25 protein-coding genes are annotated in these 26,208 nt (G+C 74.9%); 12 read left to right on the top strand and 13 right to left on the bottom strand.

What is annotated here, in order from left to right; all coding sequences use genetic code 11:
• Nucleotides 1-5: 5 nt before the first annotated feature.
• The 3 genes from MUK52_RS27085 to MUK52_RS27075 all read right to left on the bottom strand — a co-directional run bounded on the left by MUK52_RS27085 (nucleotide 6) and on the right by MUK52_RS27075 (nucleotide 1,867).
• Nucleotides 6-284, bottom strand: a complete 279-nt coding sequence (locus tag MUK52_RS27085) for a carboxypeptidase-like regulatory domain-containing protein (RefSeq protein ID WP_284580845.1) — start codon at nucleotides 282-284, stop codon at nucleotides 6-8.
• 49 nt (nucleotides 285-333) lie between these two features.
• The gene (locus MUK52_RS27080) at nucleotides 334-1,266 is read right to left on the bottom strand and encodes a trypsin-like serine peptidase (protein ID WP_284580843.1); all 933 of its coding nucleotides are present in this window, start codon (nucleotides 1,264-1,266) and stop codon (nucleotides 334-336) included.
• Nucleotides 1,267-1,435: 169 nt separating this feature from the next.
• Nucleotides 1,436-1,867 carry a VOC family protein gene (locus tag MUK52_RS27075; protein WP_284580841.1) on the bottom strand — a complete coding sequence of 144 codons (432 nt, stop codon included), beginning with the start codon at nucleotides 1,865-1,867 and terminating at the stop codon, nucleotides 1,436-1,438.
• 217 nt (nucleotides 1,868-2,084) lie between these two features.
• On the opposite strand from MUK52_RS27075, the gene MUK52_RS27070 reads away from it, so the two are divergent.
• The 3 genes from MUK52_RS27070 to MUK52_RS27060 all read left to right on the top strand — a co-directional run bounded on the left by MUK52_RS27070 (nucleotide 2,085) and on the right by MUK52_RS27060 (nucleotide 5,217).
• Nucleotides 2,085-2,513, top strand: coding sequence for a hypothetical protein (locus tag MUK52_RS27070; protein WP_114056522.1), 429 nt, complete (start codon nucleotides 2,085-2,087; stop codon nucleotides 2,511-2,513).
• Between the two features lie 287 nt (nucleotides 2,514-2,800).
• The gene (locus MUK52_RS27065) at nucleotides 2,801-3,916 is read left to right on the top strand and encodes a PLP-dependent cysteine synthase family protein (protein WP_284580839.1); all 1,116 of its coding nucleotides are present in this window, start codon (nucleotides 2,801-2,803) and stop codon (nucleotides 3,914-3,916) included.
• Nucleotides 3,913-5,217: an MFS transporter gene (locus MUK52_RS27060; protein ID WP_428985442.1), complete on the top strand. Its 1,305-nt coding sequence runs from the start codon at nucleotides 3,913-3,915 to the stop codon at nucleotides 5,215-5,217. The genes MUK52_RS27065 and MUK52_RS27060 overlap by 4 nt, the downstream gene beginning before the upstream one ends.
• 19 nt (nucleotides 5,218-5,236) lie before the next feature.
• Here MUK52_RS27060 and MUK52_RS27055 read toward each other — a convergent pair whose 3' ends face one another.
• Nucleotides 5,237-5,857, bottom strand: a complete 621-nt coding sequence (locus tag MUK52_RS27055) for a TetR/AcrR family transcriptional regulator (protein WP_284580837.1) — start codon at nucleotides 5,855-5,857, stop codon at nucleotides 5,237-5,239.
• 103 nt (nucleotides 5,858-5,960) lie between these two features.
• Between MUK52_RS27055 and MUK52_RS27050 the strand changes: the two genes are divergently transcribed.
• Nucleotides 5,961-8,189, top strand: coding sequence for an MMPL family transporter (locus tag MUK52_RS27050; protein WP_284580834.1), 2,229 nt, complete (start codon nucleotides 5,961-5,963; stop codon nucleotides 8,187-8,189).
• A gap of 14 nt (nucleotides 8,190-8,203) precedes the next feature.
• Complete coding sequence (locus MUK52_RS27045) at nucleotides 8,204-8,947, top strand: LmeA family phospholipid-binding protein (RefSeq protein WP_114056526.1); 744 nt, start codon at nucleotides 8,204-8,206, stop codon at nucleotides 8,945-8,947.
• Nucleotides 8,948-9,043: 96 nt separating this feature from the next.
• On the opposite strand, the gene MUK52_RS27040 is transcribed toward MUK52_RS27045, so the two are convergent.
• Nucleotides 9,044-10,498, bottom strand: coding sequence for a glyceraldehyde-3-phosphate dehydrogenase (locus tag MUK52_RS27040; protein WP_114056527.1), 1,455 nt, complete (start codon nucleotides 10,496-10,498; stop codon nucleotides 9,044-9,046).
• Between the two features lie 222 nt (nucleotides 10,499-10,720).
• On the bottom strand, nucleotides 10,721-11,179 hold the full coding sequence (locus tag MUK52_RS27035; RefSeq protein WP_114056528.1) for an Lrp/AsnC family transcriptional regulator: 459 nt from the start codon (nucleotides 11,177-11,179) through the stop codon (nucleotides 10,721-10,723).
• 138 nt (nucleotides 11,180-11,317) lie between these two features.
• On the opposite strand from MUK52_RS27035, the gene MUK52_RS27030 reads away from it, so the two are divergent.
• The 4 genes from MUK52_RS27030 to MUK52_RS27015 all read left to right on the top strand — a co-directional run bounded on the left by MUK52_RS27030 (nucleotide 11,318) and on the right by MUK52_RS27015 (nucleotide 16,592).
• Nucleotides 11,318-12,289, top strand: a complete 972-nt coding sequence (locus tag MUK52_RS27030; protein WP_284580828.1) for an EamA family transporter — start codon at nucleotides 11,318-11,320, stop codon at nucleotides 12,287-12,289.
• 68 nt (nucleotides 12,290-12,357) lie between these two features.
• The gene (locus MUK52_RS27025; protein WP_114056529.1) at nucleotides 12,358-13,554 is read left to right on the top strand and encodes an amino acid aminotransferase; all 1,197 of its coding nucleotides are present in this window, start codon (nucleotides 12,358-12,360) and stop codon (nucleotides 13,552-13,554) included.
• Between the two features lie 250 nt (nucleotides 13,555-13,804).
• The gene (locus MUK52_RS27020) at nucleotides 13,805-15,865 is read left to right on the top strand and encodes a galactose-binding domain-containing protein (RefSeq protein WP_284580826.1); all 2,061 of its coding nucleotides are present in this window, start codon (nucleotides 13,805-13,807) and stop codon (nucleotides 15,863-15,865) included.
• Between the two features lie 85 nt (nucleotides 15,866-15,950).
• On the top strand, nucleotides 15,951-16,592 hold the full coding sequence (locus MUK52_RS27015; RefSeq protein ID WP_284580824.1) for a TetR/AcrR family transcriptional regulator: 642 nt from the start codon (nucleotides 15,951-15,953) through the stop codon (nucleotides 16,590-16,592).
• On the opposite strand, the gene MUK52_RS27010 is transcribed toward MUK52_RS27015, so the two are convergent.
• A complete protein-coding gene (locus MUK52_RS27010; RefSeq protein WP_114056531.1) occupies nucleotides 16,586-16,864 on the bottom strand; it encodes a hypothetical protein in 279 nt (92 codons plus the stop codon). The genes MUK52_RS27015 and MUK52_RS27010 overlap by 7 nt on opposite strands.
• Before the next feature lie 132 nt (nucleotides 16,865-16,996).
• Here MUK52_RS27010 and MUK52_RS27005 point away from each other — a divergent pair, with 132 nt between their 5' ends.
• Nucleotides 16,997-18,271 (top strand): VWA domain-containing protein, encoded by a 1,275-nt coding sequence (locus MUK52_RS27005; protein WP_284580821.1) that lies wholly within the window; start codon nucleotides 16,997-16,999, stop codon nucleotides 18,269-18,271.
• A complete protein-coding gene (locus MUK52_RS27000) occupies nucleotides 18,271-19,116 on the top strand; it encodes a hypothetical protein (protein WP_284580819.1) in 846 nt (281 codons plus the stop codon). The genes MUK52_RS27005 and MUK52_RS27000 overlap by 1 nt, the downstream gene beginning before the upstream one ends.
• A gap of 33 nt (nucleotides 19,117-19,149) precedes the next feature.
• Here MUK52_RS27000 and MUK52_RS26995 read toward each other — a convergent pair whose 3' ends face one another.
• Genes MUK52_RS26995 through MUK52_RS26970 form a run of 6 tightly spaced genes read right to left on the bottom strand, consistent with a single transcriptional unit; the run spans nucleotide 19,150 to nucleotide 24,953 of the window.
• On the bottom strand, nucleotides 19,150-19,809 hold the full coding sequence (locus tag MUK52_RS26995; protein ID WP_284580816.1) for a DUF2278 family protein: 660 nt from the start codon (nucleotides 19,807-19,809) through the stop codon (nucleotides 19,150-19,152).
• A 35-nt stretch (nucleotides 19,810-19,844) separates the two neighbouring features.
• Nucleotides 19,845-20,507 carry an ABC transporter ATP-binding protein gene (locus MUK52_RS26990; protein WP_114056535.1) on the bottom strand — a complete coding sequence of 221 codons (663 nt, stop codon included), beginning with the start codon at nucleotides 20,505-20,507 and terminating at the stop codon, nucleotides 19,845-19,847.
• Nucleotides 20,500-21,474, bottom strand: a complete 975-nt coding sequence (locus tag MUK52_RS26985; RefSeq protein WP_502963600.1) for an ABC transporter ATP-binding protein — start codon at nucleotides 21,472-21,474, stop codon at nucleotides 20,500-20,502. The genes MUK52_RS26990 and MUK52_RS26985 overlap by 8 nt, the downstream gene beginning before the upstream one ends.
• Entirely contained in the window at nucleotides 21,471-22,364 is an 894-nt protein-coding gene (locus tag MUK52_RS26980) for an ABC transporter permease (RefSeq protein WP_114056537.1), read from the bottom strand. Before MUK52_RS26980 ends, MUK52_RS26985 begins: the two co-directional genes overlap by 4 nt.
• A complete protein-coding gene (locus tag MUK52_RS26975; RefSeq protein ID WP_114058789.1) occupies nucleotides 22,357-23,322 on the bottom strand; it encodes an ABC transporter permease in 966 nt (321 codons plus the stop codon). The genes MUK52_RS26980 and MUK52_RS26975 overlap by 8 nt, the downstream gene beginning before the upstream one ends.
• A 32-nt stretch (nucleotides 23,323-23,354) precedes the next feature.
• Nucleotides 23,355-24,953 carry an ABC transporter substrate-binding protein gene (locus MUK52_RS26970; protein ID WP_284580813.1) on the bottom strand — a complete coding sequence of 533 codons (1,599 nt, stop codon included), beginning with the start codon at nucleotides 24,951-24,953 and terminating at the stop codon, nucleotides 23,355-23,357.
• A 218-nt stretch (nucleotides 24,954-25,171) separates the two neighbouring features.
• Here MUK52_RS26970 and MUK52_RS26965 point away from each other — a divergent pair, with 218 nt between their 5' ends.
• Nucleotides 25,172-26,128, top strand: a complete 957-nt coding sequence (locus MUK52_RS26965; protein WP_246042627.1) for a fibronectin type III domain-containing protein — start codon at nucleotides 25,172-25,174, stop codon at nucleotides 26,126-26,128.
• Nucleotides 26,129-26,208 lie beyond the last annotated feature (80 nt).

Genomic DNA, 26,208 nt, shown 5'->3' with positions numbered 1-26,208 from the left:
CGGCCTCACCCCGGGCGCAGCTCGGCAGGCGGGGCCCCGGCGGGGCCGACGGCGACGGCCGCCCGGGCGGTGCGCCCGTCCGCGGTCCGGCAGGCGACGGTGTAGACGCCGTCGGCGCCGACCGGGAACGAGAACCGTCCGTCGGGGCCGGTGAGCGCGGCGATGTCCGGGACGGGTCCGGGGCCGTCGGCCAGGTGGACGGCGGCGCCCGCCACCGGCGATCCGTCGGCGCCGACGACGGTTCCGGTGACGAGGCGGACGGCCGGGCCGCCGGGCGCGGTCATCGCCGCCCCCCGCCTGCAGGCCCGGCCGGCAGGCCGCGCGGGGCGCAGATCACGCCTTCCACAGGACCAGGTTGTCGAAGACCGCCTTCGTGATGCGGGTGCCGGAGTTGGTGGTCAGCCCGCCGTACGCGTGGACCGCGATGCCGTACCGGCCGCCGTTGTGGATGCGGTAGACCGCGCTGCCGCTCTGCCCGCCGGCGGTGTCGATGTCGTAGAAGACCTTCAGCGGGTTCACGGAGCTGACGCCGCGGCCGTCGTACCACTGGGTTCCCGGGGGCTGGTCCCCGGGGTAGCCGGAGATGTTGACGCTCGTCTTCAGCAGGTCCGCGTCGGGCCAGGAGCCGAAGCCGAACCAGCCGGTGGTCGCCCCGAGTTCGGTGGGGATGATGAGGGCCCCGTAGTCGAAGTTCTCGTCGCCGTCGGCCGTCCAGCCGGTGACGGAACGGAAGTTGGTGCTGGTGACGGCGCCGAACGGCAGGAAGGTGCCGTTCCGGCCGGGCATGACCTGGATGGACTTCACCCACCCGTCGCGGCCCGGCACGCCGCTGTGCTTGATGTGCACGACGTGGCCCGCGGTCACCAGGGTGTGCGGGCCGATGAACCAGCCGGTTCCGATCCACTGCGAGTTGTCGGCCGCGGTGACCAGCAGCGAGGCGTTGACCCGCCAGGGGTAGGCCGCGGTGTCGGTGATCTGGACCCGGTCGTCCGGGCCGTGGACCGTCTCCAGCAGGTCCGGCGGGCCGAAGGAGGCCTCGCCGATGTCCGGCAGCGGCGCGGACGGCGCCGTCCACGCCTCGGCGGGCACGGATTCGGACAGGGCGCGGGTGCGGCCGGCGACCTGCTCCAGCCCGTCGGAGGTGAACGCGGCGGGGCTGCCGCCCTGCGCACCCTCCGACGGGCCTTCGAAGAAGGCCTGCTCGGCGGCGGGCGCGGTGAGTTCCACGGGCTGGTTCGAGACAGCGGTGTGCGGACCGTTCGTCATGGCGACTCCCGGGGCTGCGTGAAAGGCGTGGGTGGTGGATGCGTGTGGAGGGCCCACGACGATGCACCGCGAACGCTTTCCGCCAGTCCGGGCCGCGCACCGTCCGGGCGCGCTCCCCCACTCCAATGGAACGCCGGTCTGCCGCTGATCGCCACGCGGCGGAGCGCGGTCAGCGCTCCGAGAGTTCCGAGGGGGCCTCCTGGACGAGCCAGCCGTTGCCGTCGGGGTCGCGGAAGGTCATGAACGAGTTCCAGGTGCCGCCCCTGCCGTCCTCCCAGCCGGACTCGCCGAGGTGGCGCACCGGCGAGACGTCGACGCCGCGGGCGACCAGCTCGGCCCGGGCCGCCTCGATGTCCGTGACGCACAGCTGGAGGCCGTGCAGGGCGCCCGGGGCCGTCTCCTTCGTGCCGGGCATCGCGGGCATGCCCTGGATCATGGCGATCGAGCAGCGGGATCCGGGCGGTGTCAGCTGGACGATGCGCGTGCCGGGGGCGACCTCGCTGTCGACGTCGACCTTGAAGCCGGCCTTCTCCGCGTAGAACTCCTTCGCGCGGTCGATGTCGGTGACGGGGACGGGGACGACTTCCAGGGTCCAGTTCACGGCAGGGTGCCTCCTCGGGCCGGGGCCGGCGGGTCCGGCCGGTTCCACCGTCGCATGCCGGCCCTGCGTGCGCGGCGGAACGCCACGACAACCGCAGGAACGGACCGGGGCCGCGTATTCACCGGTATCCGGACCGCGCCTCTTTTCGGGGAAAGGTTCGGGCCATCGTGCGGGGCGCATCTGCCGAAAGCACGGAAGACGTGGCTACGATGACGGCGTGACAGCAGCGGAAACCGCCTTCTGCGCGCCGTGGATCCGGGTCCGCCGGATTGCGGCGGCGCCGCTGTGGCTGGTCCTGCTGCTGGTCGGATTCCTCTGCGCGCACGGCGGGGAAACCGCGAGTACCGCACACCACTTCCGGCCCGCCGCCGCAACGGCCTCGGTATCCGCGCCGGATTCCGCGGCAGGGCCCGTGGCCCGCGCCGCGCACCAGGACCGCGTACACGGCGGAGGCGGCGCCGGACACCAGGGCGAGCACTGCGCACCCGGCCGGACGGACGGCGGCGCAGTGCTCGCGGGCTGCCCGGACGCACCCGCCGGCCGGCCGGCCGCCCGCGCGGGCTCCTCCGCCGCCCCCGCCGCCCCGGGACAGCCGCAGACGCATGGCGCCGCACCTCCCCTGACCCCCGGAGTGCTGCGCATCTAGTGCTGTGGCCGGCCCGCCGGAATTGCCCGGCGCCGGGACAGGGGTATCCGCACCCCGCATGTGCGGTCCCGTCCGCCCGCGTATCGCCGACCTGCCCGCGGCAGCGAATTACCCGCCCTTTCCCCCGGTGATTCCCTGGCCGTTTACGCCGCGAATTCCCCGCCCCGGCGACGCCGCGGCCTGCCGCTGCCGAACTCCGCCGGGAAATGCCGGCGGCGAGGCCGGTATTCGGCATGCCCGTTCACCCCCCGCCGCCAGGACCTACCGAACCCGAACGGAGCCCCCGCATGTCCTCCACCGCCCCCCGCCCCCCGGCCGCCGCGCCGTCCTCCCCCGGCGCCGCCCTGTCCGGGCTCGTCGGCAACACCCCCCTGCTGCGCGTGTCCGAGCCGTTCGCGCCCCGCGGCCGCGGCTTCTGGGCCAAGCTGGAGGGGTTCAACCCCGGCGGCATCAAGGACCGCCCCGGCCTGCACATGGTCGAACGGGCCCGCGCCCGCGGAGAGCTGCGGCCCGGCGCCCGCGTCATCGAATCCACCAGCGGCACCCTCGGCCTGGGCCTCGCCCTGGCCGGGATGGTGTACGGGCACCCGGTCACCCTCGTGACGGACCCCGGCCTGGAGCCCTCCATGAAGCGGCTGCTGACCGCGTACGGGGCCCGGGTCGAGGTCGTCTCCGAGCCGCACCCGGCCGGCGGGTGGCAGGAGGCCCGCCGCGCACGGGTGCGGCGGCTGCTGGACGGGAACCCGGGCGCCTGGTGCCCCGACCAGTACAACAACCCCGACAACACCACCGCCTACACCCCCCTCGCCCTCGAACTCGCCGCCGGGCTCGGCCACATCGACGTCCTGGTGTGCAGCGTCGGCACCGGCGGGCACTCCGCGGGCCTCTCGCGGGTCCTGAGGCAGCTCTACCCGCGGCTGGAGCTGGTCGGCGTCGACACCGTCGGCTCCACGATCTTCGGGCAGCCGGCCCGGCCCCGCCTGATGCGCGGCCTCGGATCGAGCATCCACCCCCGCAACGTCGCCTACGGCAGCTTCGCCGAGGTGCACTGGGTGGCGCCGGCCGAGGCCGTGTGGGCCTGCCGGCGGCTGGCGTCCTCGCACTACGCGACGGGCGGCTGGAGCGTCGGCGCCGTGGCGCTGGTCGCCGGCTGGCTGGCCCGCACCCGCCCGGAGGGCACCCGCGTCGCGGCGGTCTTCCCCGACGGACCGCAGCGCTACCTGGGGAGCGTGTACGACGACGACTGGTGCGCCGCCCGCGGGCTCCTCGACGCGCCCCCGGCCGCCGAGCCGGAGGTCGTCGGCCGGGCCGACGAGAAGGAGGTCGTCCGCTGGACCCGCTGCGCCTCCGTCGTCGACCCCCTGGCCGGGCGCGCGGACGGGGTGCGGGAGGCGTCCCGGTGAGGGGGCCCCTCGCGCCGCTCCGCTCGTACGGGGCGGGCGTCAGGCTGCTGATGGTGAACCAGTTCGCCATCAACCTCGGCTTCTACATGCTGATGCCGTACCTGGCGGTCCACCTGTCCGGGACGCTCGGCCTGGCAGCCTGGACGGTCGGCCTCGTCCTCGGCGTGCGGAACTTCAGCCAGCAGGGCATGTTCCTGGTCGGCGGGACCCTCGCCGACCGGCTGGGCTACAAGCCGCTGATCGTGGCCGGGCTGCTGCTGCGGACCGCCGGGTTCGCGGCACTCGGCCTGGTCGGCTCGCTGCCGGCGCTGCTCGCGGCGTCGGCCGCCGTCGGCCTCGCGGGCGCCCTGTTCAACCCGGCGTCGCGCGCCTACCTCGCCGTCGAGGCGGGAGAGCGGCGGGTGGAGGCGTTCGCCCTGTTCAACGTCTTCTACCAGGCCGGCATCCTGCTCGGCCCGCCGGTCGGCATGCTGCTCACGGGCGCCGGCTTCCGCCTCACCTGCCTCACCGCGGCCGGGATCTTCGCCGTGCTCGGCGCCGTGCAGATCCGCCGCCTGCCGCCCCGGCGGGCCGACGGCCCGGCCGGCCGCGGGGACGCGCCGCGCCCGTCGGTCCTCGCCCAGTGGCGGGGCATCCTCGCGAACCGGCCGTTCGTGCTGTTCTCGACGGCCATGGCCGGCTCGTACGTCCTCTCCTACCAGGTGTACCTGGCGCTGCCGCTGGAGGTGCGGCGGCTGGCCGGCCCGGGGCCGTTCGGCACGGCGGCGACGGCTGCGCTGTTCGCGGCTCCGGGGCTGCTGACGATCTTGCTGCAGACCCGCGTCACCGCCTGGTGCCGGGCCCGCACGACGTCCGGGCGGGCCCTCGTCTGGGGGCTGCTGGCCATGGCCGGGGCCTTCGCCCCGCTGCTGCTGGCGTCCGCGCTGCCGCTGCCGGACGGGGGCGCGTGGCGGTGGCTGCATGCGGCGGGCGTGCCCGTACTGGCCGCCCTGCTGCTCGCGGTGGGGACGATGGTGGCGTACCCGTTCGAGATGGACACCCTCGTCGGGCTGTCCGGGGACCGGCTCGTGGCCACGCACTACGGGCTGTACAACACCGTCTGCGGAATCGGCATCACGGTGGGGAACCTGCTCACCGGGGCGGCGCTCGACGCGGCCCGGGACGCCGGCGTGCCGTCGCTGCCCTGGCTCGCGCTCCTCGCCCTCGGCGTGCTGTGCGCGGGCGCGCTGCTGGCCATGGACCGCACCGGGCGCCTCGCGCCGCCCGGGCGGGGCGCCCCGGCTGAGCCGGCGGCGGCCTGAAGGACCGCGCCGGCTCCGCTCAGCCGCCTGCCGGCCGGGGGTCGGCGGAGGCGAGCAGGTTCAGCACGGTGGCCTCCATGGCGTGCCGGGCCTGCTCGGCGCTCAGGCCCGTGGAACGCCAGTGGTGCCAGGCGCCCCAGGTGGTGACGGCGTCAAGCCCGTCGGCGAGGTCGCGGCGGCGGTCCTCCGGGAGCGGTGCGAGCTCCGCCGCCAGGACGGCCTCCATACGGCGGCGGCCGTCGGCGAACGCCTCGTCGATCACCTGCCGGATGCGCGGCGAGGGGTGGTCCATCCGCATCACCGCCAGCCGGGCCGGGGTGATCCACTCCAGGATCCGGGCGCGCTGCTCGGCGAGCGCGGCGACCCGCTCGGCGCGCGGGCCGGCGGTCGGCAGCGGCCTGATCTGCTCGGCGAGCTGCTCCAGCCGCCGGGTGATGGCGGTGTCGACCAGCTGGGACATGTCGGCGAAGTGGTGGAACACCGAGCGCCGCGAGACCCCGGCGCGGGCCGCCACCTTGTCCGCCGGGAACTCGGTGCTCCCCTCGTCGAGCAGGGCGAGCAGCGCGTCGGCGATGCGCTCGCGCGTCTGCCGGCCGCGTTCGGTCCGCCCGTCGGCCGCCGACTCCGGTCGTTTCTCCACTCGCCCTCCCGATCTCCTCGCATTGACATTGTTGCACTCGAAGTGCAAGCGTAAATGTGCACTCGCAGTGCAAGTTGTTGCGGACGAGAGGTGAGAGGCGACGATGTTCCACGCCCTGGGGCGCAGCTGCGCCCGCAGACCCGGCCGGGTTCTCGCCGCCTGGCTGGCGGTGCTGCTCGCGCTGGCCTCCGCGGTCCTGGTGTTCGGCCGGGCCACCAGCGAGGCCGTGTCCATCCCGGGCAGCGACAGCCAGGCGGCCCGGGACGCGGCGGCCGCCTTCCCCGGGCCGCCGTCGGGCAACCAGCCCGTGGTGCTGCACGCGCCGGCGGGCAGTGCCCCGCTGACCTCGGACGCCATGAGGTCCGCCGTCGAGGCGGCGGCCGCGCGGATCGCCCGCGTCGAGCACGTCACGGCCGTCACCACCCCCTACGCCCCCGCCGGCAGGGCGGCGATGAGCACGGACGGCCGCACCGCCTACCTGACGCTCGGCCTGGACGTCGCCGCCCGCGACATCACACCGGAGACCACCGGGGCCGTGGAGGCGGCCGCCGAACCGGCCCGGCAGGCGGGCATCGAGGTCACCCCGGGCGGCGAGCTCGCCGCAGCCGCCGACAAGGGGTCCACCGGGCACAGCGAGCTGATCGGCCTCGCCGCGGCCGCCGCCGTCCTCTTCCTCGGACTGCGCTCGGCCCCGGCCGCCGGACTGCCGATCGCGGTCGGGGTGGTGGGCCTGGGTGTCTCGCTGGCGGCCGTCGGCCTCCTCGGACACCTCGTGGACATGCCCGCTTCCGGCGCCACGATCGCCGCCATGATCGGGCTCGGGGTGGGCATCGACTACACCCTGTTCTGCCTGATGCGCTTCCGCTCCCTCCTCGCCGGGGGCGCCGGGGCCGTGGACGCGGCCGCGCGCACGACCGCCACGGCCGGCAAGGCCGCCGCCTTCGCGGGCTGCGCGGTGGTCGCCGCCCTGGCCGGGCTGGCGCTCGGCGGGCTGCCCCTGCTGTACGCGCTGGCGCTGGCGCCCGGGATCGCCGTACTGGTCGCCGTGGCGGCCGGGCTCACCCTGCTGCCGGCGCTGCTGGCGCTGCTCGGGCGGCGGCTCGCCCCGGCCGCGGCGGGGCCGGCTGCCGCCGCCGAGGGGGCCGGCCCGGAGCACGGCGCCCGCCTGCACCGGATCGCCGTGTACGTCGCCGACCGGCCGTGGCGCCACCTCCTCGCCGGCCTGGCCCTGCTCGCCGTACTGGCCGTCCCCGCGGCCGGTTTGGCGTTCGGCGCTCTCGACGCGGGCGACAAGGCCGCGGGAACGGACAGCCGCACCGCCCACGACCGGCTGGCGGCCGCCTTCGGCCCCGGCGTGAACGGGCCCCTCCAGGTGACGGCGTCCCTGCCCACCGCCGCCTCCGGCCCCGGTGACGGCCGCCTCACGGCGGTCACCTCCGCGCTGGAGGCCACCCCGGGGGTGGCCTCCGCCGGCGGCCCGCAGCTCGCCGCGGACGCCCGTACCGCCCGCTGGCAGGTCGTCCCCGACACCGGCCCCGGCGATCCGCGGACCGCCGCGCTCGTCGACCGGCTGCGGGAGTCCGCCCTGCCCGCGGCCACGGCGGGCAGCGGCACGGCCGCCCACGTGGGCGGATCCGCCGCCGCCCAGGCCGATCTGAACGACCGCCTGGCGCAGCGGCTGCCCGCGGTCATCGGGGCCGTCGTCGCCGTGGCCGCGCTGCTGCTCCTGCTCGCGTTCCGCTCGCCCGTCGTCGCGGTCAAGGCCGCCGTGGTGGCCCTGCTGTCGGTGGCCGCCGCGTACGGTGTGCTCACCGCCGTGTTCCAGTGGGGCATGGGCGCCCCGCTGCTCGGCCTGGAGGGGCCGGTGCCGATCCCCGGGTACGTTCCCCTGCTGATGTTCGCCGTCCTGTTCGGGCTCTCCATGGACTACGAGGTGTTCCTGCTCACCTCTGTCCGCGAGGCGTACCTGCGGCATGGGGACAACCGGCGCGCTGTCATCGAGGGCCTCGCGGGGACCGGGCGCGTGATCACCTCGGCAGCAGCGATCATGGTGTGCGTGTTCCTGAGCTACCTGCTGTCCGCGGATCCCGTGGTGAAGATGTTCGGCGTCGGCCTGGCCACGGCCGTCGCCCTCGACGCCACGGTCGTCCGCGGGCTGCTGGTCCCGACCGGGATGGTGCTGCTGGGCACACGCAACTGGTGGCTGCCCGGACCGCTGGACCGCCTGCTGCCCCGCTTGGACATCGAGGGCGAGGGCACGGGCCGCGGCACGACGCGCCCACACCCGGCCGCGCCCGGACCCGCCGCCACCGAGCCGACCCCCGCACCGTGAGGAACCCGGAGCCCATGCCCGCCGACGCGCCGACCGCCCCCGCCACCGCCCCCGCCACCGCGGCCACCGCCCCCGACCACCCGCGCCCCGGCCGGCGCCGGCGGGCGGTGATCGCCGGAGCCGCCGCCCTGGCGGTCCTGCTCGCCCTGCCCGCGGCCGACGCCTTCGCCCGCCACCGCGGCGAGGGAAGGCTCGCCGACCGCATCGCCGCACGCCACCCCGACCTGCGGTCGAAGCCGCAGGTGGAGATAGGCGGCTACCCGTTCCTGCTCGGAGCGGCCCGCGGCGCCCACCCGGAGGTCCGGGTCAGGGCCGGCGGACACGCGCCGGACGGCCGGCCGGTGAACGCCGACGTCGAACTGGAGGACGTCTCCCGGAACGAGGACGGCTACACGGCGTCGGCGGTCGACGCCCGCTTCACCGTCCCCTTCGAGGCGCTGGCCGGCGAGGCGGGAGGGAAGGCCACCCTGTCCGACGCCGGCAGCGGCCGGCTCAGGATCGAGCGCCGCGTGCTCGGCGTCCCGGTCGCGGTCACCGCCGAACTCCGACTTCAGGGCGACACGGTGACCCTCCACGCCACCTCGGCGACACTGGCCGGAACGTCCGTCGACCCGGCGATGCCGATGGTCAGGCAGGCACTCGCGGAGAAGCAGTGGAAGCTGCCCGCCCTGCCGTGGGGCCTGCACGCCTCCGAGGTGTCGGTCGGCCCGGACGGCGTCACCGCGCACGCCCGCGGCGAGGACGTCGCCCTCGGCTGAGGACCGCCCCGCGGCCGGGCGCGGTGACGAAACGGGCGCCCGCCCCGGGAGTCGTTCCCGGGGCGGGCGCCCGTCCTGCAGGAGGCAGCGCCGGCGTCAGGCCTGCGGCGCCGGGAAGGTCGGGTACTCGACCCCGGAGACGTGCTGCACGACGCGGATGACCTGGCACGAGTAGCCGAACTCGTTGTCGTACCAGAGGTACAGGATCGCGTTGTCGCCGTCGACCTTGGTGGCGCCGGCGTCGATGATCGACGCGTGGCGCGAGCCGACGAAGTCCATCGAGACGGCGTCGGGCGCGGTCGTGAAGTCGATCTGGCGCTTCAGCGGCGAGTGCAGCGAGACGTTGCGCAGGTAGTCCAGGACCTCCTCGCGGGTGGTCTCGCGGCCCAGGCGCAGGCTGAGGATGGCGATCGAGACGTCCGGGACGGGGACGCGGATCGAGCTGCCGGTGATCGGGGCCTTGAGGTCGGGCAGCGCCTTCGCGACGGCCGAGGCGGCGCCGGTCTCGGTGATGACCATGTTGAGCGGCGCGGAGCGGCCGCGGCGGTCGGCCTTGTGGTAGTTGTCCAGCAGGTTCTGGTCGTTGGTGAACGAGTGGACGGTCTCCACGTGGCCGCGCAGCACACCGTACTCGTCGTCCATGGCCTTCAGCGGCGGGACGATCGCGTTCGTGGTGCAGGAGGCGCAGGAGAGGATGCGCTCGTCCGGCTTGATCATGTCCTGGTTGACGCCGTGGACGATGTTCGGGACGTCGCCCTTGCCCGGCGCCGTCAGGACGACCTTGTCGATGCCGGGGCGCAGGTGCTTGGAGAGGCCCTCGCGGTCGCGCCACTTGCCGGTGTTGTCGATGAGGATGGCGTCCTTGATGCCGTACGCCGTGTAGTCGACCTCGGAGGGGTCGTTGGCGTAGATCACCCGGATCGCGTTGCCGTTGGCGATGATCGTGCTGTTCGCCTCGTCCACGGTGATGGTGCCCTGGAACTGGCCGTGGATGGAGTCACGGCGCAGCAGCGAGGCACGCTTCACCATGTCCTCGGCAGCGCGCTCGCCTCCGCCGCGCACGACGATGGCGCGCAGGCGCAGGCCGTTGCCCGAACCGGCCTTCTCGATGAGGAGGCGGGCGACGAGGCGGCCGATGCGGCCGAAGCCGTAGAGGACGACGTCCCGGCCGGTGGAGCGCTCGATCTTGTTCGCACCGGTGGCGCCGGCGACGGCCTCGGCGGTGAAGTCGGCCACGGACAGGCCGCGGTCGTCGGTCTTGTACGTCGCGGCCAGCATGCCGATGTCGATCTGGGACGGGCCGAGATCGAGCGCGGAGAGGGCCTGGAGGAACGGCATCGTCTCGGTGACCGACAGCTCCTCGCCGTCGATCTGCCGGGCGAACCGGTGGGTCTTGAGAATGCTGACCACCGACTTGTTCACCAGGGAGCGGCTGTGCAGCAGGACGGTGACGTCCCGCTCGCGCTGCAGCTTCCCGATGATCGGGATCATCGACTCCGCGATCTCCTCGCGGTTCTTCCAGTTGGTGAACGAGTCCTCGTTGACAGTCACAGGTTTATCTTTCGAGCTAGGCGGCGCTCATATGCTAACCCCCTCGTACTTTGATCCTTCAAGGGGCACCCGTGTCGGATTCGCCGCCGGGGCCGGCAAGCCTGCGGGATGCGGCTTCTGATGCCCTGTGCCCGAAGCGGCTGCCGGGGGCGCGCCGGGCCGGGCGGAGCTGCCGCCGCACGGGCGGCCCGGCCCTTGCGTCCGACCGCCGCGGGGGCGGAGTCACTTCGGGGCCGGGTAGACCCTCGACTGCTTCACACTGCCGAAGGCGAAGCTCGACTCGATGGAGGCGATGCCGGGGATCGCGTGGATGCGGTGGCGCACCAGCGCCTCGTACGCCTCCAGGCTCTCGATGACGACGCGCAGGAGGTAGTCGCTGCTTCCGGCCATCAGGTAGCAGTCCTGGATGTGCTCGATGACGGCGACGTGCTCCTCGAAGATCCGCACCGCCTCGCCGGTGTGGCGCTCCAGCCGTATCCGGACGAACACGGTGATCGGCAGCCCGAATGCCACCTGGTCGACCATCGCCGTGTAGCCCCTGATCAGTCCGGCCTCCTCCAGCCGCCGGACCCGGCGCAGGCAGGGCGAGGGCGAGAGCCGGACCCGGTCGGCGAGCTCCTGGTTCGAGAGCCGGCCGTCGGCCTGCAACTCCCTGATGATTTGCAGATCCACGGCATCCACGGCCCCTCCTTGGCAGATTCTGCCCTCAACGTACGCCTGGAGGGCAGAAGTGGCAATCGGCTGCCCTGGCGAAAGGTCTAGCGTTGCCCCGTGGCCGGATACGGCCCTCTTCAGGCTGGAGGAACGACTGTGGTCGCCGTGAACACCGCACCTGCCGCGGCGCCCCCGCAGGCCCGTACGGCGGGGCTGCGCGGGCTCAGCCCGCAGGCGCAGGGCATGGCGGCGCTGGCGCTGACCGTCCTCATCTGGGCGGCGTTCGCGCTGAGCGCCCGCGCGCTGGGCTCCTCCACCCTGCTGCCCGCGGACGCCGGCCTGCTGCGCTTCGGCATCCCGCTCGCCGTCCTGGCGCCCGCGCTGTGGCGGCGCCGCCGCGCCCTGGCCGCCGTCCGGCCCGCCGTCGCACTCAAGGTCGCCTGCGGGGCCGGGGTGCCGTTCTTCCTCGCGGCGATGTACGGGGGCTCCCTCACGTCGGCCGCGTTCGTCGGCTCCATCGTGCCCGGCATGGTGCCGCTGTTCGTCGCGGCCCTCGTGGCCGCCTCCGGGCGGGGCCTCCCGCGCGGCACCCAGGCGGCCGGCCTCCTGCTGATCGCGGCCGGCGTGGTCGCGCTGGTGTGGCGCCACGTCTTCCCCCTGAACGCGTCGGTCCTCGCAGGGTCGGGGATTCTGCTCGCCGCCAGCGGCCTGTGGGCGCTGTACACCGTCGGGCTGAAGGAGGTCGGGCTCGACCCGGTCGGCTCGATCGGCCTGCTGTGCCTGCCGTCGTTCGCCGTGCTGGCCGCCCTCGTCCTGACGGGGGCGCTGCCGAGCGGCCTCGCCTCGGCGACCGCGTCCGACATCGCCGTGTTCACCGTCGTGCAGGGGCTCGGGGTCGGGCTGTGCGCCGGGCTGCTGTACGCCTTCGCGATCCGCCGGCTGGGCGCCGAGCGCAGCTCGGCCGTCGGCAGCCTGAGCCCGGTCCTGGTGGTCCTGCTCGCCGTGCCGCTGCTGGGCGAGTCGCCGACGGCGGCGGTGCTGGTCGGCGTGCCCCTGATCGCGGCGGGCGTCTCCCTCGCCAACCGCACCGCCGGCCGGGCCGCCCCCGCGCCGGCGGCGCCGCCCTCCCGGCCCTGACGGGCCGCCCCGCCCCTCCCGCTCCCGTTCTCCCGCTCCCGTCCAGCCCAGTCCGAGGTTTCCCGCAGATGCTTGAGCTCCTCCTCCCCCCGCCCGTCGACCCGCTGTGGGACCTGACCGAGGCATACGGCGCCGACGCCCGGCCCGAACGCCTCAACCTGGTCCTCGGCGTCTACCGGGACGACACGGGCACGACGCCGGTCATGGCCGCCGTGCGCGAGGCGGAGCTGCGCCTGGCGGAGCGCTCCGCGTCCAAGGAGTACCGCGGCCTGTCGGGGAACACGGCGTTCAACCGGGCCATGCTGGCGATGGTCCTGGGCGAGGGCGGCGGGGCGGCCGACCGGGCGGTCGCCGTGCAGACCGTCGCCGGAAGCGGCGCGCTGCGGCTGCTGGCCGACCTCGTGTGCCGGACCCGTCCGGGCGCGACCGTGTGGATCAGCGACCCCGCGTACGTCAACCACCGCCCGATACTGGAGGCCGCCGGCCTGGCGGTCCGCACCTACCGCTGGGTCGACGCGGAGGGCCGCTCCGACACGGCGGGGCTGCTGCAGGACCTGGCGCAGGCGCAGCGGGACGACGTGGTGCTGCTCCAGGGCTGCTGCCACAACCCGACCGGCGTGGACCCCTCCGCGCGGGCGTGGGAGGAGCTGGCCGGGCTGGCGGCCCGGAACGGCTGGGTCCCGTTCGTCGACCTCGCCTACCACGGTCTCGGCGACGGCCTGGAGACCGACCTGGCGGCCACCCGGCTGCTCGCGGACCGGGTGCCGGAGATGCTCGTCGCGGTGAGCTGCTCCAAGAACTTCGGGCTCTACAGCGACCGCACCGGTTGCGCGATCGTGCTCGGCGCCTCCCGCGCGTCCCTGCGGCACGTGGAGACGGCCCTGCAGAACGCTGCCCGGACCCTGTACTCGATGCCGCCGGAGCACGGCGCGGCGGTGGTCGCGGCGGTCCTGGAGGATGACGGCCTGCGGGCCCTGTGGCGGGCCGAGCTCGACGGCATGCGGGCCCGCATCGAGGCCAACCGGACCGGTCTGGCCGAGCAGCTGGCGGGCCTCGGCCGGCCGGCCGAGGCGGCGGTGCTCGCGCGGCAGAAGGGCATGTTCTCGATGCTGCCGCTCACCGCGCCGCAGATGCTGCGGCTGCGCAGCCGGTACGCGGTCTACGGCACCACGGCCGGCCGCATCAACATCGCAGGGCTGCCCGCCGACCGCATCGCCTGTGTGGCCCGCGGTGTCGCCGGCGTGCTCGGCGAGGACGGCGCCTGAGGGCTGCCGCCCACCCCCGGCCGGCGGGGTGGGGCGGGGCACGGGATCACGGCCGGGACCGGCAGGGATGCACGCCGGAGGGAGACCTGATGTTTCATCAGGTCGCTTGACCCGGACTCTTGACTCTCCGCGCGGCAGTCGGGATTCTCGACGCACCTTTCGCGCGGGACATGACAATCAGCCGGGTTTTCCGACACGGCCCTGCGTCCTCGACCGCGCCCCGCCGACTCCCGATGACGCGAGTGTGACCATGACCAGACGCCGCCCCGTCCGCCGCCGACCACTCACACTGCTCGCCCTGCTCCTCGCCGCCGCGCTGGCCGTGTCGCTCGGCCCCGCGCCCGGCGCCTCGGCCGACGCCGACTGGTGGGCCCCCACCGCCCGGCCCGCACCCGACTCGCAGATCAACGTCACCGGCGAGCCCTTCAAGGGCACCGACGCCCAGGGGAACGTGCGCGGGTTCGTCGACGCACACGACCACATCATGTCGAACGAGGGCTTCGGCGGCCGCCTCATCTGCGGCCGGCCGTTCTCCGAACAGGGCATCGCCGACGCGCTGAAGGACTGCCCCGAGCACTACCCCGACGGCACCCTCGCCGTCTTCGACTTCATCACCAAGGGCGGCGACGGCAGGCACGACCCGAACGGCTGGCCGACCTTCAAGGACTGGCCCGCACACGACTCGCTGACCCACCAGCAGAACTACTACGCGTGGATCGAGCGGGCCTGGCGCGGCGGCCAGCGCGTCCTCGTCAACGACCTCGTCACCAACGGGGTCATCTGCTCGGTCTACTTCTTCAAGGACCGCGGCTGCGACGAGATGACCGCCATCCGCCTGGAGGCGCAGAAGACGTACGACATGCAGGCCTACGTCGACAAGATGTACGGCGGGCCCGGAAAGGGCTGGTTCCGGATCGTCACCGACTCGGAGCAGGCGCGCGAGGTGGTCAAGCAGGGCAAGCTCGCCGTGGTCCTCGGCGTGGAGACCTCGGAGCCGTTCGGGTGCAAGCAGATCCTGGACATCGCCCAGTGCAGCCGGGAGGACATCGACCGCGGCCTCGACGAGCTGCACCGGCTCGGCGTGCGCAGCATGTTCCTGTGCCACAAGTTCGACAACGCCCTGTGCGGGGTCCGTTTCGACGAGGGCGCGCTCGGCACCGCGATCAACGTGGGCCAGTTCCTGTCCACGGGCACCTTCTGGCAGACGGAGCAGTGCACGGGCCCGCAGCACGACAACCCGATCGGCCTGGCCGCGGCGCCCTCGGCGCAGAAGCAGCTCCCGGCGGGCGTGTCGATGCCCTCCTACTCCGCCGAGGCCCGCTGCAACACCCGCGGTCTGACCGAGCTCGGCGAGTACGCGCTGCGCGGCATGATGAAGCGGAAGATGATGCTCGAAGTGGACCACATGAGCGTCAAGGCCGCCGGCCGGGCCCTCGACATCCTGGAGTCCGAGTCCTACCCCGGTGTCATCTCCTCGCACAGCTGGATGGACATGGGCTGGCTGGAGCGCCTCTACAGGCTGGGCGGCTTCGCCACCGGCTACATGAACGGCGCCGAGAGCTTCAGCGCCGAGGCCAAGCGCACCGACGCCCTCCGCGAGAAGTACGGCGTGGGCTACGGCTTCGGCACCGACATGAACGGCGTCGGCGGCTGGCCCGCGCCGCGCGGGGCGGACACCCCGAACCCGGTGCGCTACCCCTTCCGCAGCACGGACGGCGGCTCGGTCATCGACCGGCAGACCACCGGGCAGCGCACCTGGGACCTCAACACCGACGGCGCCGCGCACTACGGGATGGTCCCCGACTGGATCGAGGACGTCCGGATCGTCGGCGGACAGGAGGTCGTCGACGACCTGTTCAAGGGCGCCGAGTCCTACCTGCGTACCTGGGGGGCCTCCGAGCGGCACAAGGCGGGCGTGAACCTCGCCGCGGGCGCGGCCGCGTCGGCGAGCTCCACCGAATGGAACCCGTTCGTCAGCTACGCGGCCGGCCGTGCCGTGGACGGCAGCCGCTCCAGCCGCTGGGCGAGCGGCTGGAGCGACGACCAGTGGCTGGCCGTGGACCTCGGCTCGCCCGCCCTCGTCAGGCGCGTCACCCTCGACTGGGAGCGGGCCCACGGGCGGGAGTACCGGATCGAGGTGTCCGACGACGGCGCCCGGTGGCGGACGGTGTGGTCCACCACCACCGGCGACGGCGGCCTGGACACCGCCCGGTTCGACGGCGTGACCGCCCGGCACGTACGCGTCCACGGCCTCGGCCGCGGCACGCAGTGGGGCTACTCGCTGTACGAGCTCGGCGTGTACAGCAGCTGACGGCCCCGGGGCGGCCGGGTCCGCTCATGCGGCCCGGCCGCCCCACCGGACCGCCCACCCCGCGCGGTGACAGGAAAGGACACACATGCCCCGCATGCCGCTGGCCGAGCGGCGCCGCCTGCTCACCGAGGCGGCGATCCGCGCGATGGCCCGCGACGGCGTCTCCCGCACCACGACCCGCTCCATCGCCGCCGAGGCCGGGGTGTCGCTGAGCGTCTTCCACTACTGCTTCGACTCCAAGGAGGCGCTGCTGGAGTCGGTGATCGAGACGATCACGGAGCACTACCTCGCAGTGGTGAAGGAGGCCATCCGCCCGCGGGCCACCCTGCGCGAGACGGTGGAGGCGGGCTTCGCCGCGTACTGGGACCACGTCCGCGCCCACCCCGCCGAGCACATGCTCACCTACGAGCTGACCCAGTACGCCCTGCGCCGGCCGGGATTCGAGCACCTCGCCAGGAGGCAGCACGAGCTGTACCGCGACGTGTACGCGGGCCTCGTCGAGGAGGTGCGCGGCACCCTCGGCCTGGAGCTGCGGGTACCGGTGCCGGTGCTGGCGCGCTACCTGGCGGCCGTGACGGACGGGCTCACCCTGAACTTCCTCGTCCTCGGCGACGACGCGGCGGCAGCCGGCATCCTCGCCATGGTGACCGAGCACGTCGCCGGGCTCGTCGAGGGGAGCGGGGCGCCGCTCCCCGCGCCGCTGCCGGCCGTGCCGGGCCTTCAGTAGGGCCGCGGCGACATCACCATCGGGTCGGCGCCCGGCGCGACCAGGACGCAGCGGGGGACGCCGGGGCCGGGGGTGACGCGCACGGTCACCGGCGTCGCCGGCTCGGTCGGGAGCTCCACGCGGACGGCGACGGGCCGGTCGCCGCGGGTGGTGCCGTGGCCGGTCTCCTTGCCGTCGACCAGGAGTTCCACCTCGACGCGGTGCCCCGTCTCGACGGTCGCGCTGACGGAGTGGCCGGCGTGGTCGATGTGGAAGTGATGGCGTCGTCTCATGGGTGTCGCCTCCGGCCGACGCGCGAGCGGCTCGGCCCCTGTGCCCAGGATAGGGGCGCGGCGTGCGGCTCGCAGGCCGCCGGCGGGCGGCAGGGGTTTGGATTGCCGCACGATCCTCAATACGATCCGGCGATGATCACAAGAAAATGGGCGGCGGCAGGGGCGTGCGGCCTGCTGGCCGCGCTCGCGGCCGGGCTGTTCCCGGCGAGCGCGGCGGCCGGCGAGCCGGCGGCGAAGGACTCCCCCAAGGTCGAGCTGGTGCTGGACGTCAGCGGCTCGATGCGGGCGACGGACATCGACGGCAAGTCCCGCATGGCGGCCGCCAAGCAGGCGTTCAACGAGGTGCTCGACGCCACTCCGGACGAGGTGCGGCTCGGGATACGCACGCTCGGCGCCGACTACCCCGGGGACGACCGCCAGCAGGGCTGCAAGGACACCAGACAGCTCTACCCGGTCGGGAAGCTCGACCGGGTGGAGGCGAAGGCGGCCGTCGCGACCCTGGCGCCCACCGGCTGGACCCCGATCGGCCCGGCCCTGCTCGGCGCCGCGGAGGACCTCAAGGGCGGCAACGCCACCCGCCGGATCGTGCTGATCACGGACGGCGAGGACACCTGCGCCCCCCTCGACCCCTGCGAGGTCGCCCGCGACATCGCCGCCCAGGGGATCCACCTGGTGATCGACACCCTCGGCCTGGTGCCCGACGCGAAAACGCGGGAGCAGCTGGTCTGCATCGCCGAGGCGACCGGCGGAACGTACACCTCCGTCCGGCACACGGACGAGCTGTCGGGCCGCGTCAAGCAGCTGGTCGACCGGGCCGCGACCCCCGTCGTCACCCCGGTGGCGACCCAGGGCGCGAAGCAGTGCCAGGGAGCGCCGAAGCTCGGCGCGGGCCTGTACACCGACCGCGAGCCGTTCGGCGAGCACCGCTGGTACCAGGTGGACGTCCGGCCCGGCCAGGAGCTGCGGGCCTCCGTGAGCATCGCCGCGGACCGGGCCGTGAACAACGACTACGGGGTCATGCTGCGCGCGGTGACCGTCCACGGGCGGGAGATCGTCCGCGGCTCGGAGGCCGGCGACGGCCGCACCGACGTCATCTCGACAGGGCTGCGCTATCCCAAGGGCGGGGCGGACGCGGAGGAAGAGGACGACAGGCAGGCCGTGGAGACGGTGTGCCTCCAGGTCAGCAACTCCTTCTCCGCGCCGGCCTCCGTCAAGGCCGCCCCGGGCATGCCGGTCGAGCTGGTGGTCGACCTGGTGGACGGCCCCGACGGCGCCTCCGACGCCGCCTCCTTCGGCCTCGGCCGCGGCTGGTGGCTGCTCGGCGTCCTGGCCGTGGCCGGACTGCTCGCGGGCCTGGTGTGGGGCTGGATCTCCCGCTGGCGTATCTCGGTCTGGAGGACCAACTGATGCGTACCGTACGGATGCTCACCGCCGCGGCACTGGCCGCGGGCGGCCTGCTCGCGGGGGCCGGCGCGGCCGCCGCCGGCTCCCCCTCCGCGAACGCGAGCGCGAGTCCGGGCGGCGGGGCCGCCGGACCGACCGAGGCCGGTACGGCGTTCCGCACGGCCACGCCGCTCCAGCCGGGCCTGCGCGCCACGGCGGAGGCGTCGACCGGCGACTACCTGTACTGGGTGCTGCCGCTGGACTCGGGGCAGCGCGCCACGGTCAAGGCGTCGGTGAAGCTGCCGCCCGCGGCCTCCCGGCACGCCGCCTCGACCTGGCGGATCGACGTGTACGACGGGCTGCGCCGCCGGCAGGCCTGCACGTACGGCGCCCAGAGCGCGACCGCCGCGAAGGACGCCGCCACGGTGGAGCTGTCCTGCACGCTGCGCACGGTGCGCCCCGGCGCGGAGCCCTGGGCCCACGACCCGCTGCCCGGCAGCTACTACGTGCGGCTGACGGCGGCGGAGGTGGCGAAGGAGGACCTCGGCCAGCCGGTGCGGGTGGAGGTCTCCGCCGAGACCCGCGACACGGGCGGCGCCTTCGCGGTGGACGGGGCGCTGGCCCAGCCGCTCGTGCCCGGCATCACGGCCCGGCTCGCCGCCGAGGCGGAGGGCGGCGCGGCGGGCCCGGCCGGCGGGGACCGGCCCGCCGCGGTGGGCGAGCCGGACGGCGGCTGGTCGGGCGGCCGCTGGTCCGACCGCTGGGTGTGGACGGCCGCGGGCGGCGTACTGGCGGCCCTGGCGGGCGTGTTCGGGTACTCCCTGACGCGCGGCCGGGGCCGCCCGCAGCAGGTGCCGCCGCGCGGCTGACCCCGCCCGCAGCACCGGCCGCCGGCGGGCGCCCTACACCGGGTGCCCGCCGGCGTCCGTGGTGTCGGCCTGGGTGGAGAACTTGGAGAGGAAGACGTCGTAGAGGCCGTCGGGGCGGCGGGTCATGGTGGCGCCGTCCTGCCAGGTGCCGTTCTCGTCCCACCACTGGCTGCCGGCCGGATCGCCCTGGTTCTGGTGGATGTTGTGCATGCCGAGCCCCTCGTCGAAGGGCTCGCCGAAGACGAGGACCGGCCGGCCGGGGACGAGGATCGGCTCCAGCGCCGCCGAGGCCTCCAGGTGGCTGCCGGCGGTCCAGGGGCGGGGCGGGTCGATCCGGTCGAGGATGCGCTGCACCCAGCCCGGAGGGCGGCGCACGAAGAGGCATCCGGTGCGCTCGGCGAGGGCGGGGTGGCGCTGGTAGTCGATCGCGCCCGATCCGGAGGTGCGCGCCAGGTCGTGGTAGCCGGGGGACGGCGCGTCGACGGGCTCCAGCACCGAGGGGTGCAGGGTGAACACCTTCCACTGGACGCCGACCGCGGACTTCTTGCTGTCCACGTCGACGGCGCAGGCATAGCGGCCTTCCGGGGTGTCCACCTCCAGGTGGACGTGGTACCAGCGGCCCTGGTCGTCGGGCCGGTCGCGGAAGTGGCGGTGCAGGGTGCCGGACAGCACGCCGTAGTTCTCCAGGGGCATGCGGCCAGTGAACCACTCGCCGCCGGCCCCCGCGGTCAGTGCGGCCCGGCGATCTCCTTCCAGTGGGCGGTGCGGTCGCACCAGCGCCGGAGGAGGACCGGGTCGTGGCCGACGGCGAGCAGGCCGGCGCCGGTGTCGGCCCGGTACTCCTCGACGACGCCGACCAGGGCCGCGGCCGTGGAGGCGTCGAGCATGGCGGTCATCTCGTCGCAGACGAGCCAGCGGGGCCGCAGCACCAGGGCGCGGGCCAGGCAGGCGCGCTGGAGCTGGCCGTCGCTGACCTCGTGGGGGCGCCGGTCGAGGAGGTCCGCGCCGAGGCCGACCCGCCCGGCGAGGTCGGCGACGGCGCCGGCCGCCTCGGCGCGCCGTCCGGTGGCGCGCAGGGGTTCGGCGACGAGGTCCCGCAGCCGCATCCGGGGGTCGGCGGCGAGGCGCGGCTGCTGGAAGACGACGCCGACGGCGGTGCGCAGAGAGCGCGGGGCCCGGTGGCGGAAGCCGGTCGCGGTGTGCCCGTCGAGGGTGACGGTGCCGCGGTCGGGGCGGTGCAGCAGGGCGGCGACCCGGGCGAGGGTGGACTTGCCGCAGCCGCTGGGGCCGAGGAGGCCGAGGGATTCGCCGGGGTGCAGGGTGAGGCGGGCGCCTTCGACGACGGGCCGGCGCCGCTCGTATCCGGCGGTGATGTCGCGGAGTTCAAGCATGGTGGCAGGCCACCCCCGAGGCGGGTGCGGGCAGTTCGGTGCGGCAGCGGGCGTCGGCGCCCGGGCAGCGGGCGGCGAAGGCGCAGCCGGGCGGCAGGGCGCCGAGTTCGGGCGGGGATCCCGGGATGGGGGTGAAGGCGCGCTCGGGCAGGGCGTCGAGGAGGCCGCGGGCGTACGGGTGGCGGGGGCCGGGCCGGCCGAAGAACGCGTCCGCCGGGCAGGTTTCGACGATGCGGCCGGCGTACATGACGGCGACGGTGTCCGCGATGCGGTGTGCCGCGGCGAGGTCATGGGTGATCATCAGCAGGGCGCGGCCGGCGTCCCGGGTGTGGGCGCGCAGTTCGTCGGCGGTGCGGTGGACGAGGTCGCGGTCGAGGCCGGTGGTCGGCTCGTCGGCGAGCAGCAGGGGGGCGTCGCCGACGAGGGCGAGGGCGGTCGCGGCGCGCTGGGCGAGCCCGCCGGAGAGCTCGTGCGGGTGGCGGTCGAGGTGGCTCGCGGGGAACGCCGCCCGCTCGGCGGCCCGCTCGGCTGCGGCGCGTACGGCCTCGCGGGCGGCGCGGCGGCCCCGGGCGGCGGAGGCGGCCGGGTGGGCGAGTTCGCGTACGGCCTCCTCCAGGTGGGAGCGGATCGTGCGGACCGGCGTGAGGTGGGCGGCGGGGCTCTGCGGGACCAGGCCGATGCGGCGGCCGCGGACGGTGCGGGCGAGGACCGCCTCTCCTGCGGTGAGCAGGTCCAGTCCGTCGGGCAGCAGGGCGGAGCCGGCGGTGTCGGCGTTGCCGGGCAGCAGGCCGAGGAGGGCGGAGGCGAGGACGGACTTGCCGCAGCCGCTCTCCCCGACCAGGGCCAGGCAGCTGCCGGGGGCGATCCGGAAGGAGGCGTCGGAGACGGCGGCCACGTACCGGCCTCCGGGCATCCGGAAACGCACGCTCAGCCCGCGTACGTCGAGGGCGGGGGCAGCGTCGGTCACAGCGTCAGCTCCGAGCGGCGGCGCGGGTCGAGGCGCTCGCGCCAGGCTGCGGCCAGGCCCGCGACGGCGAGGGTGGGCAGGATCAGGAAGAGGCCGGGGAAGAGGGTGGGCCACCAGTGGCCGGCGAGCAGCGAGCCGCGCCCGGCCTGGACGAGGCCGCCCAGGCTGGCCTGGTGGGCGGGCAGGCCGAGGCCGAGGAAGGACAGCGCGGACTCGTGCCACACCGCGTGCGGGACCATCAGCACGGCGGCCAGCCCGGCCTGCGGGAGCACCCCGGGCACCAGGTGGCGTACGGTGACCCGCCACCGGGAGGCGCCGCCCGAGACGGCCGCGTCCACGAAGGGCCGGGACTTCAGGGAGAGCACCTCGGCGCGCACGATGCGGGCCGTGGACAGCCAGTGGGTGAGCGCGACGGACACGACGACGGGCCACACCCCGGGCCGGAACAGCGCCACGGCGAAGACGCCGAGCAGCAGGGGCGGGACGGAGGCGAAGCCGTCCACGACGCGCATGGTGAGCCGGTCGGTCCACCCGCCGAGGGCGGCGGCGGCCGCTCCGACGGCGGTGCCGACGACGGTGGCGGCGAGTGCGGCGACGACGCCGGTGAGCAGCGAGACCCGCAGGCCGTAGACGCAGCGCAGCAGCAGGTCGCGGCCGAGGTCGTCGGTGCCGAAGGGGTGGGCGGCGGAGGGCGGGAGGAGGCGGGCGGAGAGGTCCACGGCCTGCTGGTCGAGCCGGACCAGCGGCGGGACGAGCAGCACGGCGAGGACGGCTGCGGCCGCGACGGCGGCGCAGACCCACAGCCGCAGCCCCGGGACCCGCCGCCCGGGGCGCCGGCCGCGGCGGCCGCCGGCGGGGCGCCACACGGGGGCGGTGAGCGGGTCAGCCATCGAAGCCCACCCGTGGGTCGGCGAGTCCGTGCAGGAGGTCGGCGAGGAGGTTGCCCGCGAGGACGGCGGCCGTCGCGAGGACGGTGAGCGCGGCGAGCAGGGGGAAGTCGACGGAGGTCGCCGCCTGGACGGTGGCGGCGGCGATGCCGGGCCAGCTGAAGACGGTCTCGACGAGCAGCGCGCCGGTGATCAGTTCGGGCATGCGGGAGCCGGTCAGGGTGATTGCCGGCAGCAGCCCGGAGCGCAGGGCGTGGCCGAGCAGCACACGCCGCTCGCCGAGCCCGCGGGCGCGGGCGCCGCGGACGGGGTCCTCGGCGAGCGCGTCGCACACGCCCTGGCGGACGTACAGGTAGAACCAGGGCAGTTGGGAGAGGGCGAGGACGAGCGCGGGGAGGACGAGGTGCCGGGCGACCTGGCCGGCGGTGACGGTGTCGCTGCCGGCGTCCGTCAGGCCGCCGGAGGGCAGCACGCCCCAGCGGACGGAGAAGAGCCAGACGGCGAGCAGTCCGAGCCAGAACGCGGGAGCGGCCTGCAGGGTGTAGGCGAGGGCGGTGGCGGTCCGGTCGAGGAGGCCGCCGCGGCGGCGGGCGGCGAGGACGCCGAGGGCGGTGCCGGCGGCCAGCGCGGCGGCGAAGGCGGTGGCGGCGAGCAGGGCGGACCAGCCGACGCGCTCGGCGATGGCGTCGGCGACGGGCTGCCGCAGCGAGGCGGAGGTGCCGAGGTCGCCGCCGAGCGCCGAGGTGAGCCAGTCCCACCAGCGCTCGACGAGCGGGCGGTCGGCGCCGAGGTTGGCGCGCAGCCGGTCGAGCTCGGCCTGCGGGGCGGTGAGGCCGGCGGTGCCGGCGTACGCCCTGACGGGGTCGAAGGGGGACAGGTCGGCGGCGGCGAAGACGCCGAAGGTGACGGCGAGCAGGACGGGGCCGGCGAGCAGTGCCCGCCGGCCCGCCATGCGCGCCATCGGCCCCCAGGGGGTGCGGCCGGGGCGGGCGGTCACTTCTGCTTCGGCTTCCAGTCCTCGATGTTCCACCAGGGACCGGCTCCGAGGCCGTGGTCGTGCGGCTCGACCTGGGTGGTGAGGCCCTCCCACCTGTCGGCGACGACGTAGAGGTGGTCGATGTGGGTGAGGAAGACGTAGCCGGGATCCTGGGCCAGTTCGCGCTGGACGGTGTCGTAGGCGGCCTTGCGCACGGCCGGGTCGCCGCTGCGGCGGGCCTCTTCCAGGGCGCGGTCGACAGCCTTGTTGTCGTACCGGGCCATGTTGTTGAAGCCGTCGCCGCCGAGGGAGGAGGTGAGCAGGAGGTACTGGTCGAAGTCGGGGTCGGCCGGGGAGCCGCCGCCGGCGAGGACAGCGTCGGTCTTCATCCGCGGCTCGATGGCCTCCCATGTGCCGGCCTCGGCCTTGACCTCGATGCCGGCCTTCTTGGCGTCGGAGGCGAAGGCGAGGGCGTGGTCCTGGCGGATCTTGTCGCCGGAGAGGTACCAGAGCGGGAAGGAGGCGCGGACGCCGTCCTTGGCGCGGATGCCGTCGCCGCCGGGCTTCCAGCCGGCGTCGTCGAGGATCTTCTTCGCCTTGCCGAGGTCGTGGGTGCGCTCGGTGCCGGCGGCGAACCAGGGGCTGTCGGTGGGGACGGGCCCGTAGGCCGGCTTGCCCGCGCCCTCCAGCAGCCGGTCGACCATGGCCCTGCGGTCGACGGCGGTGTCGAGGGCGCGGCGGACGGCGGGGTCGCCGGTGACCGGGTGGTGGGTGGGGAGGGTGACGTTGCGGTAGTCGAAGGACGTGGCGGCGAGGGTGGTGCGGGCCTTGTCGCCGGCGAAGCCCTGGGCGAGGTTCGGCGGGAGGATGGCCGCGTCGAGTTCGCCGGAGCGCAGGCGGGTGGCGCGGACGTCGTCGTCCTTGACGACGGCCATGGTGAGCTTCTTCACGGCGGGTTCGCCGCCCCAGTAGGAGGGGTTGGCCTTGAGGGTGAGCTTCTCGCCCTTGGACCAGCCGGTGAGGACGTACGGGCCGGTGCCGACGGGCCGGGTGGAGAAGTCCCCGGCGTTGACGTCCTGCCGGCCGGCTATGTGCTCGGGGGCGATGGGGAGGACGGTTCGCTCGGCGAAGGGGGCGTAGGGGTACTTCAGGGTGAAGACGACGGTGTCCTCGCCCTGCTGCTCGACCGCGGCGACGGCGTCGAGCTCGGCCTTGGAGGCGTTGTTCGTGCGGGCGTCGAGGATCGTGCGGTAGGTGAAGACGACGTCCTTGGCGGAGAAGGGCGCCCCGTCGCTGAAGGCCACCCCGCGGCGCAGCCGGTAGGTGTAGGTGAGGCCGTCGGCGGACACCTCCGGGAGGGCCTCGGCGAGGGCGGGCTGCAGCTTCATGTCCGCGTCGTGGGTGAGGAGCCCGTCGAAGACCTTGGAGTTGCCGTCCTTGCCGTAGCCGAGCAGGGGGCTGAGGGTCTCCGGCTCGTTGGCGATGCCGACGACGACCGAGTCGGCCGCCCCGGACGCCGCGGCGGATCCGGCGGGGTTGGAGCAGGCCGCCGCGCCTGCGATGAGTGCGGCGGCGAGCGCCGCGGCGGCCGCTCCCCGTGCTGTCCGGGCCGTCATGCTGTGCACTTCCCTGTGTTGCCGAATGTCCAGCAGTTTGCGATCGACTGCTGTTGCAAAGAGATCGCAATAATGCCAGAGAGGCGCAGAAGAAGACGAACCGGGCACAACCGCGCCGCCTGCGCACGCAGCCGGGGCCGTCCGGGTCTTGCCCGGCCGCCCGCCCGCATGCCATATATGTCTAGACCTTTACGAGGAACGGCCGCCGAGGAGGGCCCGTGCCCCGCACCGCCGCCCTGCTCCGCCCCGGCCTGGCCGCCGGACTCGCCGCCCTGCTCGCCGGGTGCGCGGGCGGCGACACGACCGCCCCGGCGGCCCCCGCCGGCCTCACCGCCCAGGCCGGCAGCGCCACCTCCGTCCACGTGATGTGGGACGCCGCGGCCGCCGCCGACGGGGTGGCGAACTACCAGGTCTTCCAGGATGGGAGGCTCGTCCGCGACCTGCCGGCCGAGAAGACGATGACGGACATCACCGGCCTGGCCCCGCAGACCTCCTACACGTTCACCGTCCGGGCCCGCGACGCCGCGGGGAACACCTCCGCGCCCAGCGCCGCCGCCCGCACCGCCACCCCCGCCGCCGCAGCCGAGGACCGCCGGCCGCCCACCGCGCCCGACCGCACCGAGGCCCGCGCCGACGGCCCGCGTACGGTCACCCTGAGCTGGTCCGCCGCCACCGACGACACCGGCGTCACTGCGTACGACGTCTACCAGGCCGGCATCCGCATCCACACGGCCGGACCCGCCGAGACCTCCACCCCGCTGACGGACCTCCAGCCGGACACCGCCTACACCTTCACCGTCCGGGCCCGCGACGGCGCGGACAACTCCTCCCCCGACGGCCCGCCCGCAGCCGTGACCACCCCGCCCTCGGCGGAGCAGGGGCCGCAGACCGCGCCCGCCGGCTTCACCGCGACCCCCTCCCCCGGCGCCGTCGACCTCGCCTGGACGGCCCCCGGCACCGGCCGACCCACCGAGGCGTACGAGCTGCACGTCAACGGCAGGCCCGTCACCGTCATCCAATTCGGTGCAGGTGCGGTGCCGGCCCGGGAGGCGAGGCACCGCCTCACCGTCACCGAGCCGCCGGGCACCGTGTGGGAACTGCGGCTGCGCGCCCGGCTGCCGGACGGCACCTGGGGCGCCTTCTCCGAGCGCCGGCGCATCGTACTGGCGGGATGAACGACCCGGAGGCACATCGGCGAGCTGACAGCGATCCGGGCGTAACGGCACGTCGGATCGCGAAGATCACGCACAATACT

The sequence above is a fragment of the Streptomyces sp. 2P-4 genome (assembly GCF_030167965.1).
GTDB classification, from domain to species: Bacteria; Actinomycetota; Actinomycetes; order Streptomycetales; family Streptomycetaceae; genus Streptomyces; species Streptomyces globosus_A.
This window is presented reverse-complemented; position numbering and strand designations above follow the sequence as displayed.